A 20,140-nucleotide genomic window follows, 5' to 3' on the forward strand; every position below is an offset into this window, starting at 1 on the left:
CCGCAATGAGAAAACCTCTATCGAGGCCATTCAATGATGAGCGACCGCGATTAGAGGTAGGTTTTATCGCCAATAAGAAAGCAGTTTTCGGCAACCGAAAACTTATACTTTCTTATGTGGAAAAAACGGCTCTATTCGCAAAAGATGCGAAAGAGCCGTTTTTTCATGAATGGTTTAGTATCTGTCACCCTTCTCATCGATGTAAATGGAACGAATAAGTGTTCTTTCGAAGGGAACACCCTTCGCTGTTTGTCCCTTTACGACGAATGATACTTGGTAGACACCTGGACTGCTTACATCAGATAGATTTGCTTCACTGTCCGAATCGATGGTTGCGAGATTTTTTAACTTTGTTGTTTGTTTTTTGTTGGCGCTGCTGCCCTCAGAAGTAAAATCAACTTGATATTGGACGTTAAGTTTGTCTTCTTGCAAGGAAGCTTTATCGCGCTCGACCTGAATCTTTGTTTTGTCATCGTTTAGCTTCAAATGAATGGCTTTGTCCAAATCTGAATCATATCGGACGGTCATCAGATAGCCGCCTGGATTAACGCTGTGTGTCTTAAGTGTCCATTCTCCCTGCTTGGGATTATTCACGACAGCAATGTGATGCCAAGCGTTTTTGAACACTTGCTCGTCTTGATAAGTTTTGACTTTTACGCTCGTTTGCCCGTTTGTTGGGGAAATCAGCTCGACGTGATCGGCTTTCTGGTGGGAGATCCAGTCGACGGTTATGCTTTTTACGTCGTTTTCAACAAGAAAGCTTTCGCTGGCAGTTCCATTGTGCGCTCCGCCACGAACTAGTAAATTGCTTGCTGATCCGTCTGTATTTTCTTGCGCAGCATCAGAAGGTTTATTGCTTGCAACTGTGACGAGGTCGCTAGGAACGCCAGCTTTTGCTGATACTGCTGTACTTGTGGCCGTTAAAAATGGTTTGAATAAAGAAAACGTAGTGGATCCTTTGCGGATCGTATTATGGTCCCAATCACCGATCTTGACCATAGTACCCTTAGGTACATAGGAACTGTCTACAGTAACCACACCGTCGTTATTCCCGAATAGCGACAAGTAGAGTCCACCGGCAAAATAAGAGCTGCTAGGTGATGAGGCCCAGCCTTTTCCAGCCAATGTGTAGAACTTATTGAAAGAACTATTAGGGTTCGAATCGGTAACAGAGCGGAAGTAGTTCATGTAGGAGGTTTGCATGGAATAAGTGGCGTCGTTCTTGTAGCCGATGAGGTCGGCTAGCCACCCCGCCCAGCTTGAATAAGCAAGATCGGCTAACTCAGAACCGTGATGCGGAGAGCTCAGTGTGATCACATTCGTAACGTAAGGATAAGCATTGTAGTGCACGAGAGCGGCTTGCGTATCTACGCCTCCCTTGCTGTGAGCGACGATCACAAGTTTCTTGTTGAAGTATTGGGAGATGACTGCAATTTTCTGAGCTAACAGCTGTCCGTTGTCCCACATGTTTTTGGGCGTTCCGCCCGAATCGTTCAGTTCGATAAAAGCAGTCTGATAGCCGTTATTGTAAGCTGTTTGATACATGTCATTGGTGTCATACCAAGATCCCGCATTGCCGCCGAGGCCCTGAACGAATAAAATGACAGGCAATTTGGCATTCAAATTGGATGGCGTCGCTCCCGGCGACCATGTGCCTGGGACACGGGACAGGTTAGGGTTAGAAACGGCAGCAGAGGCGGGCGCGATAACGAAGCTTATGACCAGTATGAATGCTAGAAAGATGGAAGTGGCAAATTTCTTCATGATTTCATTCCTCTCTTTTCTTAATACAACTTCAAATGGGCTGGCCAGCCAATTCAATTATCTCATTAATTTCCTAATTTTGTATTTTAATTGTTTATGAAGATGGGAATTTTACGTGCATTATAATTTATTTTTATAAAGATAATTTTAACCTAAATAACAGAAAAGATTGGTACAAATAGGCTTGAATCTCTTGTTTTTCGGGGTTAAATGCTAGTTGCATCCCGATATTTTACCATGTTAACTATCCTGTAATTCATAACACGTTCACATAAACTTTAATATTTACCATTATTTTCTTTATAAATATTTCTTATTCAGTTAACACTACGCTAATAATTCAGCATTACCTTTAAAGAGGTCAGGTGTACGTTTCTGGACAGGGGGGAAATAGCAATTTTTTAGGTCAGGAGTGTTCTTTTATCATAAAAACAAGTGGAAGAGGTAGAGAGATGACATCCAAACTTCATTCATGGTTCTTAAATGCAAATGTGAATTCCCGTGCCAACCTTCGATTGTTTTGCTTTCCGTACGCTGGAGGAGGGGCTTCGGTATTTCGTGAATGGTCCCGCTTTTTCCCAAAGGATGTTGAGGTGTGCCCCGTTCAATTACCCGGCAGAGAGAGCAGGGGACTTGAATCCCCTATGACCTCATTGTCACAAATTGTCCAAGCGATTGTTTTGGAAATGGGGCCGCTGCTTCAAACGCCCTTTGTATTTTTCGGTCATAGCATGGGCGCATTGATTGCTTATGAAACAGCTCGCCAAATTAGTAGAAAATATGGGAAACAGCCTGTTCATTTATTTGTTTCAGGACGTTCTGGCCCTGGGCTTCCTTATACGAAGAAAAAACTTCACCAACTTCCAGATGATGAGTTCAAAATGGCGTTGAAACGAATGAATGGCACGCCGGAGGCGGTACTCCAGCATGACGAGTTGATGCAGCTGCTGATGCCGAGGCTGAGGGCCGACTTTGAAGTATGTGAGACGTATTCATACATAGATGATCAGCCGCTGCGTTGTCCGATATCCGCATTCGGCGGGAATGCCGATTATGATGTTAGCGTTGCATCTTTGGCTGCTTGGAATGAACAAACGAGTAGCGAGTTTTTTCTACATATGTTTGATGGCGATCATTTTTTTCTGCACAATCAACAAGAAAACATCATGCAGACGGTTTACGATAGCTTTCACAAAGTCCCTGCGAAACCGACCCCAAAGCAAGTCGTTCACACGGGTAACGTAATTTGGCTATAGAGAACTATTAAACATGGTGGAGGGAACCAAATGTCGAACCAACCGACTCACCCGTTAACACATGCGCAAAAAAGAATTTGGTATACGGAGAAATTTTATCCGGGGACGAGTATTTCTAATCTTGGCGGTACGTTTAATCTGAAGGACTCGCAATTGAATTATGGGCTGTTAAAGCAGGCGATTCACGACTTTGTCAGGCTGCACGATACCATTCGGCTTCGTGTGCTGGATGAGCACAGCAGCGAACCGCGTCAGTATGTTTCCGAATTCACATCCTTCGAAATTCCATTCTACGACTTCAGCGACCAAGATGATGCCAGCGCGGCGGTACGTCTATGGGGCGAACGAGGAATGATGCAGCCTTTTCAGCTTCACGATGCCGATTTGTTTGAGTTTGTAATTTTCAAAATTAGCGGCGATGAGGGCCGCGTATATATGAAAATTCATCATCTCGTCTCGGACGGGATATCCATGGTGCTTGCCGTTAACGAAATCATCGATATCTATGTAGGCCTTGTGAATGGTGAAGATACCGCTCAAGATGAGCGCCCGTCGTACGTGGACTACGTTCACAATGAGCCAGACTATGAAGCTTCAGACCGTTACCTGAAAGATCAAAAATTTTGGCATGAGGAATTTCAGACAATCCCTGAATTTACGAGTTTGAAAACTTATGATCTATACCGTGTCAGTACCGAGGCGGCGAGAGAATCGATCATTATTCCACAAACGCTTCGTAATGACATTGTGGGGTTTTGCAAAGAACATAACGTCAGTGTTTTTACGTTGTTTGTCGCCATGCTGTACACGTACATTTATCGCGTTACCTCTCATGAGGATATCGTGCTTGGTACCAATTTCTCCAATCGGACGAACGCGAAAGAAAAAAATATGCTGGGTATGTTCGTCAGCACGACACCTTTTCGAATGCAGGTGGAGCCTGAGCTAGATGCACTGTCGTTTATCCGCAAAGTCGGCAAAAAGCAGATGAACATTTTCAGAGTTCAAAAGTACCCCTATAACGTATTGGTTAACGAATTGCGGGAAAAGCACAGTGACATTAGCAGACTATTCGGTGTTTTCATAGAATACCAGGTGATGGAATGGCAGAAAAAAGAACAAATCGAATACGTTACGGAACCGTTTGGCAATGGACACGAAGCCAATGATTTCATCATACATATCAAAGATCGTATGGATATTGACCAGCTGCAGCTCGACATCGATTATCGTACAGGCTTATTTACGAGTGAAGAAATCTCTTCGATGTTAGAGCACATGCTTGTGCTTCTAAAGGATGTATTAGACAATCCGGGCAAACCGTTGTTTGATCTGGAGCTTTGTAATGAGCAGGAAAAAAACCAACTGCTGCATGTTTTATCAGGTGTTGAAGCTGATTATCCGATGGATCAAACCATCCATGGGATGTTTGAACAACAGGCGGATCGGGTGCCAGATCGCATTGCGGTCGTTTTCGGCAGCGAAAGCCTTACCTACCGTGAGCTGAATGAGCGTGCCAACCGTTTGGCAAGAAGGCTTCGCGATCACGGCGTGAAGCCTGATGATCGGGTTGGACTTATGGTGGATCGTTCTGTGGAAATGATCGTAGGCATTATCGCGATACTCAAAGCGGGTGGTGCGTATGTGCCTATGGATCCTGATTATCCGGAAGAGCGAATCCAGTTTATGCTTGAGGACAGCGGGGCTCAGGTATTGCTGACTGAAGTGCAGTGGCAGGAAAGAGTATCTTTCAACGGGACCATTTTCGTTATCGATGGGGATCTGCTTTCATCTGGCGATAGTTCCAATTTGCCACTCGTGAATCAGCCATCTGATATGGCTTATATCATTTACACCTCCGGTACGACTGGAAAGCCAAAAGGGGTAATGATCGAACATCGTAACGTGGTCCGGCTGCTGTTTAACGACAAGCTGCAGTTTGACTTTAGCGAGAATGATGTATGGACCGCATTCCATTCGTTTAGCTTTGACTTTTCGGTATGGGAGATGTATGGCGCCCTCTTGTATGGGGGCAAATGCGTGGTGATTCCGAGAATTATTGCGCAAAATCCGAAGGAATTTACTGGGCTGCTTCGAGATGAAAAAGTAACAGTACTGAATCAAACGCCTACCGCATTTTATTCGTTGATCAATGAAGAGCTGCTGCAGGAAGACAGCTTCTTGGCAATCCGTTATGTCATTTTTGGCGGTGAGGCACTGAACCCGATCATGCTGCAACCATGGCGGCACAAGTATCCCGAGACGAAGCTGATTAATATGTACGGCATTACGGAAACAACGGTGCACGTTACATTTAAAGAGATTGGCGAACAGGAAATCGAAACGAATATTAGCAACATCGGAACGCCAATTCCGACGTTAACCTGCTATATTTTTGACCAAAACAGGAAGTTAGTGCCCATAGGTGTTACGGGCGAGATGTATGTCGGTGGAGCGGGCGTAGCCCGAGGCTATTTGAACCGTGATGAACTGACGCAGGAGCGTTTCATCATGAACCCGTATAAGCCTGGGGAACGGTTGTATAAAACCGGCGATTTGGCAAAAATGCTCCCTAATGGAGAAATGGCGTATTTGGGCCGGATCGACAATCAGGTGAAAATCCGCGGACACCGCATTGAATTGGGTGAAATCGAAACAAGATTGCTTGAGCACCCCATGATTCATGAGGTTATCGTTATCGCACTCGACGATGCGCAAGCGCAAAAATATTTGTGTGCGTATCTGATTAGTGAGGCGGAGCTGACGGTTTCTGAACTGCGCATGCACTTAGCGCTGGAGCTTCCGGCCTATATGGTACCTTCCCATTACGTACATTTGGATAGAATGCCGATCACAGGGAACGGAAAGATTGATCGCAAAGCGCTGCCTAAGCCTGCGGGGCTCGCTATGACTGGTCGTGAATATATGCCGCCAAGCAGCGATATAGAAGAAATGCTTGTTTTGATTTGGCAGGACATATTGGAGCAGGAACGAATCGGTGTGCAGGATAACTTTTTTGAGCTGGGCGGCCATTCCTTAAAGGCCATGCAGATCATTTCGCGCATTCATCAGTCATTTCATGTAGAGCTGCCGCTTCGTGTTTTGTTTGAGACGCCGACAATTACGGCGATTTCTCCCTACATTGACCAAGCTAGCGAAGGTACATACACCACAATTTTACCAGCGGAACAACAAGAATATTACCCTCTTTCCTCATCTCAGAAGCGACTATATGTGTTGAACCAATTCGAAGGCATGGGGACGACCTATAATATGCCTGGCGTTTTTACCGTCGAAGGACCTTTGGATCCAAGACAATTGGAAGCTGCCTTTAACCGATTGGCTGTTCGTCACGACATGCTTCGCACTTCCTTTCACACCATCGATGGACACCCTGTACAGAAAGTACACAACCACATTCATTTTACCATTCAACATGATAGTCAAGGACCTGATGACTCTATTGATTTTCTCGTATCCAAGTTTGTCCAGCCATTTCAACTGGATCAAGCCCCGCTAATTCGAATAGGCCTTGCAAAAATCGGTGAAAATCGCCACCTGTTCATGTTTGATATGCATCACATCATTTCCGACGCATTGTCGATCGAGATTCTCGTTAGCGAATTGGCAGATTTATACCGTGGTTTAGAACCTGCACGAGCGTCGGTGCCCTATAAAGACTTTGCGGTCTGGCAAAACGAATCTTTCCTGTCAGGCGCAATGAAAAAGAAGGAAGCCTACTGGCTGGAAGCTTTTGCTGGTGAGATTCCTGTACTGGGGATGCCAGCCGATTTTCCGCGGCCGTCGGTGCAAAGCTTTGAAGGTGACAGCATCCTATTCGGCACGGGCCATCAATTGATGATTCGTCTAAACCGTCTTGCCGCTGAAACGGGCACGACGATGTACATGCTGCTGCTAGCGGCGTACAACGTACTTCTCGCTAAATATGCGAATCAAGATGATATCGTTGTGGGCACACCGGTGGCAGGTAGGCCACACCCTGATGTAGAGCATACGATCGGAATGTTCGTTAATACGCTTGCTCTCCGCAACAGGCCGATTCCAACCTTAAGCTTCCGCAATTTCCTGGAAGATGTGAAGCAAAATGCATTGCACGCTTTTGAACATCAGGATTATCCGTTTGAACTGTTGGTGGAAAAGCTGGATGTCGCGCGGGATATGAGCAGGAATCCTTTGTTCGATACGATGTTCAGCCTTCAGATGAAAGACCTGATGATGCTGGAGCTGGGCGACTCCTTAAGTTTCGTGCCCTACATGTTGGATAACCGTATCGCGAAATTCGACCTGTCACTGGAAGCAACGGAGAAGGAACTTGAGCTTGTATTCCAGCTGGAGTTTAGTACGAAGCTGTTTGCGAAGTCGACGATGGAACGTCTGGCTGGGCATTATATCGAAATTTTGAAGTGTGTTACGGAATGTCCGGATATCACACTAGCAGATATTTCCATGGTAACAGGGGATGAAAAGCGGCAGCTCTTGGAAGGGTTCAATGAGACGGAGCTGGCATATCCATCTGGCAAAACGTTCACAGAGCTTTTTGAAGAACAAGTGAAGAAAACACCGAATCATGTAGCGGTAGTTTGTGAAGAGGAGCTGCTTACCTACAGGACGCTTAACAGCATGGCGAATCAGCTTGCGCGGAAGCTCCTTACCAAAGGAATTCAGTCGGAGAGCGTCGTAGGGATTATGGTTGATCGTTCGATTGACATGATCATCGGCGTGCTCGCTGTATGGAAAGCGGGAGCCACGTATTTGCCGATTGATCCTGAGTACCCGGATGAACGGATTGGGTACATGCTGGCAGACAGCCGTGCGGAGCTATTGTTGTCTCAGCGCGCGATCGCACGCCGGGTATCTTTTGAGAAAGAAATTGTTTGTTTTGAGGATAATGGTTTGTACTCCGAGCCTTCTACCAATCTCGGGATCGTTAACAGAGAGGATCAACTGGCCTATATTATCTATACTTCGGGTACGACTGGGAAGCCAAAAGGCGTGATGATCGAACACGGCAGCTACACGAATGTTGCATTCGCCTGGAGAGAGGCATACAAACTGGATTCGTTCCAGGTTAGCCTGCTGCAGATGGCGAGCTTTGCATTCGACGTATTCGCCGGGGACATGGCGCGAGCGCTGCTGAACGGCGGTAAGATGATCATTTGTCCAAATGATGTAAAGCTGGATCCAGCTTCGCTCTACACGCTAATTAGGAGCTATGAAATCAATATTTTTGAATCGACGCCGGCGCTGATCGTACCGTTAATGCAATATATATACGATCACGATTTGGACATGAGCCAACTGAATTTGCTTATTTTGGGATCGGACAGCTGCTCATCTGAAGATTTCACCAATCTGCAAAGCCGATTCGGCCATAGGATGCGGATTGTGAACAGTTACGGCGTGACGGAAGCATGTATTGATTCCAGCTTCTACGAACATACCGATGCATCACTGCCGTATTCCGGCAATGTGCCAATCGGAAAGCCGCTGCCGAATATGAAGTTTTATGTGCTTGATCCACAGATGAAGTTGCAGCCGGTTGGTGTCATTGGCGAGCTGTGTATCGGCGGAATCGGGGTTGCCCGGGGTTATTATAATCAGCCTGAGCTGACCGCTGATAAGTTTGTCGATAATCCTTTTGAACCTGGTGAACGCATGTATCGAACAGGGGATATGGCCAGATGGATGCCTGACGGTAACATGCAATTCCTCGGCAGGGGCGACCATCAGGTGAAAATTAGAGGCTACCGCATCGAACTCGGAGAAATCGAAGCGGGTCTGCTGAAGCATGAAAGCATCAAGGAAGCCGTTGTTATCGCAAGAGACGACCAATCGCAGCAAAAATATTTGTGCGCATATCTCGTTGCGGACGGAACGCTGACGATTCCGGAGCTTCGCGAACACCTGACAGGTCAGCTGCCAGCTTACATGGTCCCGTCCCATTTCGTGCAGCTGGATAAAATGCCGCTTACGCCAAACGGTAAACTGGACCGCAAAGCACTGATGGCACTCGAAGGCAGTGTTCATATAGGAACCACATTTGTCGCACCGACGAATGTTATGGAAGCGAAGCTTGCTTCTGTATGGCAAGAGGTGCTTGGCGTCGACCAAATCGGCATTCACGACGATTTCTTCCAGCACGGGGGTCACTCGCTGAAAGCGATGATGCTCATTTCGCAAATGCACAAAGCGAGCAGTGTGGAAGTACCGCTGCGTACTTTGTTCCAAAATCCGACGATTGCCGCTGTCTCAGCTTACATAATCGATTCGGATGAGAAGAGCTACTCAGCAATTGCACCTGTGCCAGAGCAGGAGTTCTATCCCGTATCTTCGGCGCAGAAGAGGATGTACGTCATTCATCAACTGGATGAAACAGGCACAAGCTATAATATGGCGGATGCGATGCTGGTTGAAGGAAATTTGGACCATGAACGGTTAACAGAAGCATTCCGGGGATTGATTCTGCGCCACGAAGCGCTTCGCACTTCGCTGCATACGGTGGATGGCGTGCCGGTACAAAAGGTGCATGCTCATGTGTCATTCGACGTTGAAGTGATGGAAGCAAATGAGGGTAATGTTTCTGCGCTGGTTCGCGATTTCATCAAGCCGTTCAATTTAAGTCAGGCGCCGCTCTTGCGGGTTGGTCTTGTACGCTTGGCTGCGGAACGTCATGTGCTGCTGTGTGATATGCATCACATCATCTCGGACGGCATTTCCGTTTCGGTGCTCATGCGTGAATTTACCGATCTGTACGAGGGGGCAAGTCTGCCTGAACTTCGCAACCAATATAAAGATTTTGCCGTATGGCAGAACGAACGGCTGCAAAGTGAGGATTTGAAGCGCCAAGAAGCCTATTGGCTCGACGCTTTTTCCAGTGAAATTCCAGTGCTTGATTGGCCGACCGACTATGTAAGACCGCCCGTTCAAAGCTTTGATGGCGATCGCGTCACATTTGATACCGGCAAGGAGCTGTTGCAGGAACTGCACAAGCTAGCTGCGGAATCAGGTACGACGCTGTATATGGTGCTGCTAGCAGCCTACAACGTGCTCATGGCCAAATATTCCGGTCAAGAGGATATCATCATCGGTTCGCCAATTGCCGGAAGACCGCATGCAGATGTCGAACGCACAATCGGTATGTTCGTCAACACATTGGCTATTAGAAACTATCCAGAGGCTGGGAAATCGTTCAAACAGTTTTTGGCGGAGGTAAAGGAAACATCGCTGAGGTCCTTTGAAAATCAAGATTATCCGTTCGAAGAGTTGGTCGAGAAGCTGAACATTCGACGCGACTTAAGCCGCAATCCGCTGTTCGATGTCTTGTTCGTGCTGCAAAATACGGGAGACGAAGCCATTCGAATCAACGATCTGGCATTCTCGCCTTACAGATTAGACCGAAATGTCGCGAAGTTCGACTTGTCGCTCGAAGCTGCTGAAGGGGAGAATGGGATTGTGTTCCATCTCGAATATGGCACAGCTTTATTTCATCGTGCGACGGCAGAAAGGCTTGCGCAGCATTTTCTGCAAATCCTTCACGCCGTTTCAGCGAATTCAGATATCCAATTGGCGGATATTGATATGCTAACCGATGCAGAGAAAACGCAGCTGCTGGGCGAATTCAACCAGGCCGGAGCGGCGTTCCCGCAAGATCAAACGATTCACGGTCTGTTCGAGGAGCAGGTGCAAAGGACGCCGGAACGCATAGCTGCATCATGCGGCGAGGAAAGGCTGACGTACCGTCAGCTGAATGAACGCGCCAACAGTTTGGCATGCGTACTTCGCAGCCATGGAGTGGGGCCGGATGTTAGGGTCGGCCTGCTCGTCGAGCGCTCGCTCGATATGATCGTCGGCATCCTCGCGACGCTCAAAGCCGGCGGCGCTTATGTACCGCTCGATCCGGACTATCCGCAGGAGCGCACGCAATTCATGCTGGAGGACAGCGGAGTCCGCGTCCTGCTGACGCAGCCGCATTTGGCAGATAAGGTGCCTTATGACGGTGTCATGCTGGATATGAGCGATGTAGAGCTGTACGCCTGGGATTATGCAGATTTGGAACCGGTGAATGGGCCGCACGATATGGCCTACATCATCTACACGTCAGGTACGACTGGCAAGCCGAAGGGCGTTATGATCGAGCATCAGAACGTCGTGCGTTTACTCATTCATGACCAGCTGCAATTCGATTTCAGCGAACGCGACGTGTGGACCGTATTTCATTCCTTCTGCTTTGATTTCTCCGTCTGGGAAATGTACGGGGCGCTGCTGTACGGCGGCAGGTGTGTGGTGGTTCCGAAGACAACCGCACAAAACCCTAAAGCATTCGCGCAGCTGCTGCGGCAGGAGCAAGTAACGGTGCTGAATCAAACGCCAACCGCGTTCTACACGCTGATCCAAGAGGAGCTGCAGCAGCCGGGCAAAGGGCTTGCCGTCCGCTGTGTCATCTTCGGCGGGGAAGCACTGAACCCGGTCATGCTGAAGCCGTGGAAGAGGAAGTATCCGGATACGCAGCTGATCAATATGTACGGGATTACCGAAACGACTGTACATGTTACTTATAAAGAAATTACGGATCGCGAAATCGAAACGAACCTAAGCAACATCGGCCGTCCGATTCCGACACTGACGAGCTACATCTTCGATGCGCAGCGCAGGCTGGTGCCGATCGGCGTTGTCGGAGAGCTGTACGTAGGCGGAGACGGCGTCGCCCGCGGTTATTTGAACCGCGAGGAGCTGACGGCTGAGCGATTCGTCGCGAATCCATACAAGCCGGAAGAACGGTTATATCGAACCGGTGACCTTGCGCGTCTGCTGCCCAGCGGCGAGATGGAATACTACGGACGGATCGACCATCAGGTGAAGATCCGCGGGCATCGCATCGAGCTCGGCGAGATCGAGACGCAGCTGCTGCGGCACGAGCGGATTAAGGAAGCGACGGTGCTGGCACAGGATGACGAACAGGGGCAGAAGTTCCTGTGCGCTTACTTCATCACAGACGGGGAGCTGACGGTGTCCGAGCTTAGGGCGCATATCGGCAGCGATTTGCCGGCGTACATGATCCCGTCGCATTTTGTGAAGCTGGACAAAATTCCGCTTACCGCCAACGGCAAAATCGACCGCAAAGCGCTGCCGAAGCCGGAAGGCGGGCTGGATTCGGGCACGGCTTATGTGGCGCCGAGAACAGAGTTGGAAGCTGAGCTTGCGCAAATTTGGCAGGAGGTACTCGGCTGCGGCCAGGTCGGGGTGCTGGACGATTTCTTCTTACTAGGCGGGCACTCGCTGAAGGCGATGTCGCTTATTTCCGCGATGCACAAGGCTTGCCAAGTAGAAGTGCCGTTAAAGGTATTGTTTGATACTCCGAGCGTTGAAGCGATCGCTGCATATATCCAAACGGCCGTCAAAGAGGCCTATGTATCCATTGGACGGGTGCTGGATGAACAGGACTATTATCCGGTATCGTCGGCCCAAAAGCGGATGTACATTCTCAGCCAGTTTGAAGGTGCAGGCACCGGATATAACATGCCAGAGGCTTTCATTCTTGAAGGCGATTTAGATGCGGCTAGGCTGGAAGCAGCTCTGAAGGAGCTTATTGCCAGACATGAGATCCTGCGAACTTCCTTTGCAACGATTCACGGCGAGCCGGTGCAGCAAATTCATGCGGACATTGAATTCTCGGTTGAAACTATTGTTGAAACCATCGTCGCAAACATCGAAGCGAATGAAACCGAACTTGCAGAGCTCGCAAAAAGGTTTGTGCGTCCATTTCAATTAAACAGAGCTCCGCTCCTTAGAGCGGGTCTGGCTAAACTTGCCGATGGTCAGCACTTATTCCTTGTCGATATGCATCATATCATCTCAGACGGTGTATCCGTGGGCATTATGATGGATGAATGGATGCGGCTATACAAGGGTGAGCGACTTTCTGAGCCAGGCATTCAATATAAAGATTTTGCCGTCTGGCAAAATAGCTGGTTCGAGACTGATGTTTTTAAAAAGCAAGAAACCTATTGGTTAGACACGTTTGCCGGAGAAATTCCGGTGCTCAATCTGCCGGCCGATTTTGTCAGACCTGCCGTGCAAAGCTTTGAAGGCGATCGTGTTCATATCGTCGTTGAAAGTGAACTCTGTACGCAGCTTGGACAGCTTGCTGCGCAAACGGACAGCACCCTGTTTATGGTGCTCCTAGCAGCCTACAACGTGCTTTTAGCCAAATACACCGGGCAGCAGGAGTTCGTAGTTGGAACCCCAATCGCAGGGAGATCGCATCCGGACACGGAGGGCGTACTCGGGATGTTCGTGAATACGCTGGCGATGCGGAATCGGGTCGATGCGGATAAGACTTTCCGTGAGTTCATAGCCGATGTGAAGCATCGTGCTCTGGAAGCCTATACGAATCAGGATTACCCATTCGAGAGGCTGGTGGAACACATTGGCATAGCTCGGGATCTAAGCCGTAATCCGCTGTTCGATACGATGTTTATTCTGCAGAACTTGGAAACGCGCTCGCAATCGGATGACCCAAGCGACAACTTGAAATTGGCTGCTATCGCAATGCATGACGGCATTGCCAAATTTGACCTGACGTTCGAAGCCAGAGAAACAAATGGCGAAATAGAATTGTTTATTGATTACGGCGTTAAATTGTTTAAGAAAGCAACGGTGGAACGGATCGGACGTCATTTCGTTCAATTGTTACAGTCGGCGGTTAAAAATGCAGATATTTGTCTGGCCGACTTGACGGTGTTGAACGAAGCGGAACTGCACCAATTGCTAGTTACATTCAATGAAACAAAGACAGTTTTGCCTACCGGCAAGACACTGCACGAGTTGTTCGAGGAGCAGGCAGAGAAGACGCCGGATCAGCCGGCAGTTGTCTGTGCAGGCGTGCAATTGACCTATGCGGAGATGAATGCAACAGCTAACCGTTTGGCAAGGACACTTCGTGATCAAGGCGTCGATCCGGAGACATGTGTAGGCATTATGGCGGATCGTTCGTTAGAACTGGTTATTGGTATCCTGGCAATTCTGAAATCAGGCGGGGCTTATGTACCGATCGACCCACAATATCCTGTGGAACGGATCCGCTACATGTTGAAAGATAGTAACATCAAACTCGTCCTGAGTCAGTCGCATCTGGTCGCAAGCTTGAGTGAGGATGTTCATGCTGCCTTCGATGGGAAGTGGCTCGATCTCCATGACGAGCGCCATTACAACTCTGACGGTTCGAATCTGCCGAAGGTTAATGATCCGACTAATCTGGCGTACATCATTTACACATCGGGTACGACAGGAATGCCTAAAGGCGTCATGATCGAACACGCCAGCATTGTCAGTAATCTGCTGTGGAGAAAAGCCGAATACGCGCTGGATACCAACGATTCTGTGCTGCAGTTGTTCTCCTTCGCCTTTGACGGCTTCGTGACCAGCTTCTTCACGCCGATCATTGCCGGAGCAACGGTCATCTTGCCGCAAGAAGAGGAAGCAAAGGATCCGCTGCTCATGAAAAAACAAATCGCTGCGCATGCAGTCACGCATTTCATCAGCGTACCAAGCTTGTATGCAGCGCTGCTTGAGTGCATGAGCGAAGAAGAAGCAAGCTCGCTTCGTATCGTGACGCTGGCTGGGGAGAAAGTGACCGATAACGTGGTCTCACGCAGCAAGCAGCTTCATCCGCATATCGAGTTGGTGAATGAATACGGACCGACGGAGAATAGTGTTGTAGCCACATATGAAAGAGGCCTAGATTCAAACAAAGAGATTACGATCGGGAGACCGATTGCGGGTACACAAATCTATATTGTGAGCGGAGAGGGCGCTCTGAAGCCTATCGGCGTCATTGGCGAGTTGTGCATCGCCGGTAACGGTTTGGCGCGCGGCTATTTAAACCGCGAAGAACTGACTGCCGAGAAGTTTGTGCGGAACCCGTTTGCAGCCGGGGATAACGGAAACGAACGGATGTACAAAACGGGTGATCTTGCCCGCAGATTGCCTGACGGTACAATCGAATTCATCGGTCGTCTGGACGAACAGGTGAAGGTGAGAGGTTACCGGATCGAGCTCGGCGAGATCGAATCCGTCATCCTGCAGCATCCGCTCATTAACGAAACGGTTGTGTTAGCCAAGGACGACCATCGCGGACAAACGTATCTATGCGCTTATATTACCGCAGATGATGTGTTTACACTGGATGATTTAAGGGCGCACTTAGGGAAAAAACTGCCGGCCTATATGGTTCCGTCTTACTTCATGCAGCTGTTAGCCATGCCGCTTACTCCGAACGGCAAAGTGGATAAGCAGGCTTTGCCGGAACCGGATACGGATCTTATGGCCAAAAAAGAATATGTCGCTCCTTCCAGCGCAGCAGAAGCGAAGCTGATTGGTTTGATGCAGGATTTGCTGGAGATCGGACAAATCGGGTTGCTCGATAACTTCTTTGACCTTGGAGGACATTCGCTCAGCGCAATGACGCTAGTCTCTCAAATGTACAAAGAATTCCAAGTCGAAGTTCCGTTGAGAGCAGTTTTTGAGACGGCTTCTGTCAAGGAGCTTGCAGCTTACATACAAGGAGCGGGACTCTCGCGATACGAGTCGATTCAATTGGCGGCAGAGCAGCCGTATTACCCGCTATCGTCCGCACAGAAGCGATTGTTCATCTTGAATTTGCTGGATAGCGGAAGCACCACCTATAACATGCCGGGTGCTATGACGATCGAAGGCAAGCTCGATATTCAGCAATTTGAAGGAGCTTTCCAAAGCCTGGTAGACCGCCATGAAACGCTGCGAACTTCGTTTGATACGGTCGACGGAGAACCGATCCAGAGGGTGCATCCTAGACTCGAGATACAGGTGGATTACACCTGGTATGTGGCAGATTCACTGCCGACGATAGAGGAGATGATCGAGCGCTTTGTCCGGCCTTTTGACTTGAAGACTGCGCCTCTTTTCAGAGTCGGACTGGTGAAGCTGGAGGAAGAACGCCACTTGCTGTTGTTTGATATGCACCATCTCATTTCCGACGGGGTGTCGATGGGGATTTTCATCCAAGAATTCGTACAGTTGTATCAAATGCAACCACTGCCGCAGCTCCGAGTTCAATACAAAGATTTCTCAGAATGGCAAAACCGTCTGTTCCAGTCGGAAACAATCAGAGATCAGGAATCCTACTGGCTAACGATGTTTGAAGGTGAAGTTCCGCTGCTCGATCTGCCTATGGATTATGGAAGACCATCCATGCGCAGCTTCGCTGGACACAGTGTAACGTTCAGAGCGGATAAATCTCTGCTGAGACAGCTTCATCAGTTGGCTGCGATGAGTGGCACGACCCTCTATATGGTACTGCTTGCTGCTTACAATGTGCTGCTGTCGAAATACGCCAACCAATCGGATATTGTGGTCGGAACGCCAATTGCCGGCAGATCGCATGCGGACTTGGAACATGTTATCGGGATGTTCGTCAATACGCTTGCCATGAGGAACCGGCCTGAAAGTTCCAAGTCGTTTAAGCAGTTTTTGGCCGAAGTCAAAGAACAGGCGCTTATGGCTTTCGAGAATCAAGACTATCCGTTCGAAACACTGGTGGAAAAGCTGGAGCTGCAGCGCGATTTAAGCCGCAATCCGCTGTTTGATACGATGTTTATTATGCAAAATATCGGTAACCCATCGATTGGCATCAAGCCTTTAACATTTATTCCGCATGAGGTTCCGCATACGACGTCGAAGTTCGACCTGACTATGCTTGCCATGGAAGATCAAGAAGGATTGGAATTGACGATTGAGTACTGTACGGCGCTGTTCAAACAAGAAACGATGGAACGTTTTGGGCGTCATTTCGTCCGTATTTTACAGGAAATTGCCGATCAGCCTGATGCGCAGCTAGCGCAAATCGACATGCTTTCATTGGAAGAAAAGAAGCAAATTGTCGTAGATTTCAACCAAACGAAAGCCGATTACCCGCAGAACTGTACGATACAGGAGCTATTTGAGCGGCAGGCGGAGAAGACACCGGATCATGTGGCTGTCGTTTGGGACAGTGAACGGATGACTTACCGTCAGTTGAATGCCAAAGCAAACCGCTTAGCAAGGGTATTAGGCGAGAAGGGCGTCGCCGCAGACAGCATTGTTGGCGTCATGATGGAGCGTTCCGCCGATTTGATCGTCACGATACTGGCCATTCTTAAAGCTGGTGGCGCGTTCTTGCCGATCGACATCGACTATCCGGCCGATCGGATTCGCTACATGCTGGAAGACAGCGCTGCTTCGTTAATCGTTACTCAGGAGGCGGAACGTCCAGCAGGATTTGCCGGGGAAGTTGTAGCGCTGGAGGAAACGGATCTGACTTTCAAATTAGACACCAATTTGGGGTGGGCTAGTACATCCTACAATTTGGCCTACATCATCTATACGTCGGGGACAACAGGCAAACCGAAAGGGATTATGCTCGAGCATGCGGGTATAGCAAATTTACAGGCATTTTTTGAGAATCAACTCGATGTGACTGCCGATGACCGGATCGGACAATTTGCCAGCAGTTCCTTTGACGCTTCGGTTTGGGAAATGTTTATGGCGCTGCTGACGGGAGCTTCGCTCCACGTGTTGTCCAAGGAAATCATCGGTAATTACACAAGGTTTGAAGATTATGTAAGTGAACACCGGATCTCTATTCTTACCTTGCCGCCGACCTACATGACGCATCTGAATCCGCAGCGGATGAGCTCTCTGAAGAAGCTGATTACCGCCGGCTCCGCCACCTCCTTCGAATTGATCCGCAGGTGGGAAGGAAAGGTCCAGTACATCAATGCGTACGGACCGACCGAAACGACGATCTGCGCAACCATTTGGCAGGCCAGTCATTCAGAGCTGCATACGGGTGTGGTCCCAATCGGTTACCCGATTCCAAATACACAGGTGTACATCATGAGTCCAGATAACCTGCTGCAGCCGATCGGCGTACCTGGCGAATTGTGCATCGGGGGTGTCGGATTGGCCAGGGGATACGTGAATAAGCCGGAACTGACGGATGAGAAGTTCACGGACAATCCGTTTGCTCCAAGTGAACATATCTATCATACTGGCGACCTTGCCCGCTGGCTGCCTGATGGAAATATCGAGTACTTGGGACGGATTGATCATCAGGTGAAAATCAGAGGATACCGTATTGAATTGTCAGAAATCGAATCAGTGATGCTGGGTCACGAACTGCTTCAAGAAGCGATCGTCATCGCCCTTGAAGACCATCATGGTCACCATTACTTGTGCGCTTATTTCACAGGCTTATCCAATGCTCCCATATCGAACCTGAGAGCGTATGTAGCCGAATCATTGCCCGATTACATGGTGCCATCCTATTTTATTCAACTGGGACAAATGCCTCTGACGCCTAACGGTAAAATTGACCGCAAAGCACTTCCGGAGCCTGAACTGGGCACAGCCATCACAGGCACGGAATATGAAGCGCCTAGAAATGAACTAGAGCGTCTGCTTGCGGAAGTATGGGAAGAAGTGCTGGGCGTTCGCCCGATTGGCATCAAGAATAATTTCTTTGAGCTTGGCGGCGACTCGATCAAAGCCATTCAGGTGTCAACACGTTTGTATAAACATGATTTGATGCTGGAAATGAAGGATTTGTTCCAAAATCCCGTTATTGAAAAAGTGAGTTCATACGTACAAACATTAGGCCGTAAGAGCAGCCAAGAAACGGTAGTCGGGGAACTGGAGCTGTCTCCCATCCAACGATGGTTCTTCGCCCAGAGATTCACCGACATGCATCATTGGAATCAATCGATCCTGCTGCAGAGTACTCATGGCTTTAAGGAGCCCGTTGTCCGCAAAATATTCACCCAAATTATCCAGCATCATGATGCGCTAAGAACCGTTTTCCGGGTAGACAACGACAGAGTCACTGCGCAGATCCGCGGTCTGGAAGAACCTTTGGTACATCTGAAAGTAATTGATGTAAGGAATCAAGTTGATGAGTCTTCGGTTATTACCGAAGAAGCAAATCGCTTGCAGTCGAGCATGGATTTGAACGAGGGGCCCTTGATCAAGCTGGCTTTGTTCAGAACGATAAGTTGCGATCATCTGTTAATCGTCGCGCACCATCTCGTGGTCGATGGCGTTTCCTGGCGCATTATTCTGGAGGATTTTGCTTTAGGTTATGAACAAGCGATGAACGATGAGGACATCCTATTTCAGGATAAAACGGATTCCTATCAAGTTTGGACGGAACAGTTGAAGGCTTATGCGGCTGGTAAAGAATTGGCAAAGGAAAAGAATTACTGGCAGCAAATGGGCGGCTTGTCCTGGGCTCCGCTGCCGAAAGACAAGAAAGCGGAAGAAATGAAACTCATTCATACGCGAAGTACCGCGTTTGAGCTGAACGAGGAAGAGACAGAGCGTTTACTGAAGCAGGTTAATCAAGCTTATCATACCGACATTCCGGACATTTTGTTGACAGCGTTAGGCTTAAGTGTTGGGGACTGGACGAAGCAGGACTGCGTGATCGTCAATATGGAAGGGCACGGCAGGGAAGACTTGGAGGGGCAGGTCAACGTATCGAGAACGGTCGGTTGGTTCACAGCGCAGTTCCCGATTGTACTCGACTTGAAAGGACCGAACGATACGGGCTCCCATATTAAGCGGATCAAAGAGCACGTAAGGCGTATACCGAACAAGGGTATCGGATTCGATCTGCTGAGATTCATGTCTCCAGAGGAGCTGCGTTTGGACCCGGCACCAAAGCCTGAGATTGGTTTCAACTATTTGGGCCAGTTCGACTCCGACGTAACGACAAAATGGTTCACGGTGTCGCCGTATGATATGGGAGAGCCGATGAGTCCGGATGCGGAGCGTTTGTTTACGCTCGATGTCACCGCAATGATTCAAGGCGGCAAACTAAGCGTTCGTTTTGCCTACAATATCCAGGAGTACAATCAGACCACGATGACCCAGTTGCAAAATAGCTTTAAGAAGCATCTGCTGGAAATTATGGAGCATTGCGTGAATAAACAAGGACCTGAGCTGACCCCGAGCGACCTCGGCGATCATGAGCTTTCCTTGGAAGAACTGGATGGTTTGGTTGATATTTTCGAGTCTTGATTCCGGAG

General features: G+C 48.7%; 3 protein-coding genes. 2 read left to right on the top strand and 1 reads right to left on the bottom strand.

All coding sequences use genetic code 11. The annotated features are described in order from the left end of the window. Positions 1 to 174: 174 nt before the first annotated feature. Positions 175 to 1,764, bottom strand: a complete 1,590-nt coding sequence (locus NYR53_RS11765) for an esterase/lipase family protein (RefSeq protein WP_261305334.1) — start codon at positions 1,762 to 1,764, stop codon at positions 175 to 177. Positions 1,765 to 2,216: 452 nt separating this feature from the next. On the opposite strand from NYR53_RS11765, the gene NYR53_RS11770 reads away from it, so the two are divergent. Then, complete coding sequence (locus NYR53_RS11770) at positions 2,217 to 3,020, top strand: thioesterase II family protein (protein WP_261305335.1); 804 nt, start codon at positions 2,217 to 2,219, stop codon at positions 3,018 to 3,020. 30 nt (positions 3,021 to 3,050) lie between these two features. Continuing rightward, positions 3,051 to 20,132 (top strand): non-ribosomal peptide synthetase, encoded by a 17,082-nt coding sequence (locus tag NYR53_RS11775; RefSeq protein ID WP_261305336.1) that lies wholly within the window; start codon positions 3,051 to 3,053, stop codon positions 20,130 to 20,132. Positions 20,133 to 20,140: the final 8 nt, after the last annotated feature.

It is taken from the genome of Paenibacillus andongensis, from assembly GCF_025369935.1.
GTDB classification, from domain to species: Bacteria; Bacillota; Bacilli; order Paenibacillales; family NBRC-103111; genus Paenibacillus_E; species Paenibacillus_E andongensis.

Coding starts and splice junctions, on each gene's coding strand:
- NYR53_RS11770 (WP_261305335.1), top strand. CDS start 2,217: ATGACATCCAAACTTCATTCATGGTTCTTAAATGCAAATGTGAATTCC.
- NYR53_RS11775 (WP_261305336.1), top strand. CDS start 3,051: ATGTCGAACCAACCGACTCACCCGTTAACACATGCGCAAAAAAGAATT.
- NYR53_RS11765 (WP_261305334.1), bottom strand. CDS start 1,764: ATGAAGAAATTTGCCACTTCCATCTTTCTAGCATTCATACTGGTCATA.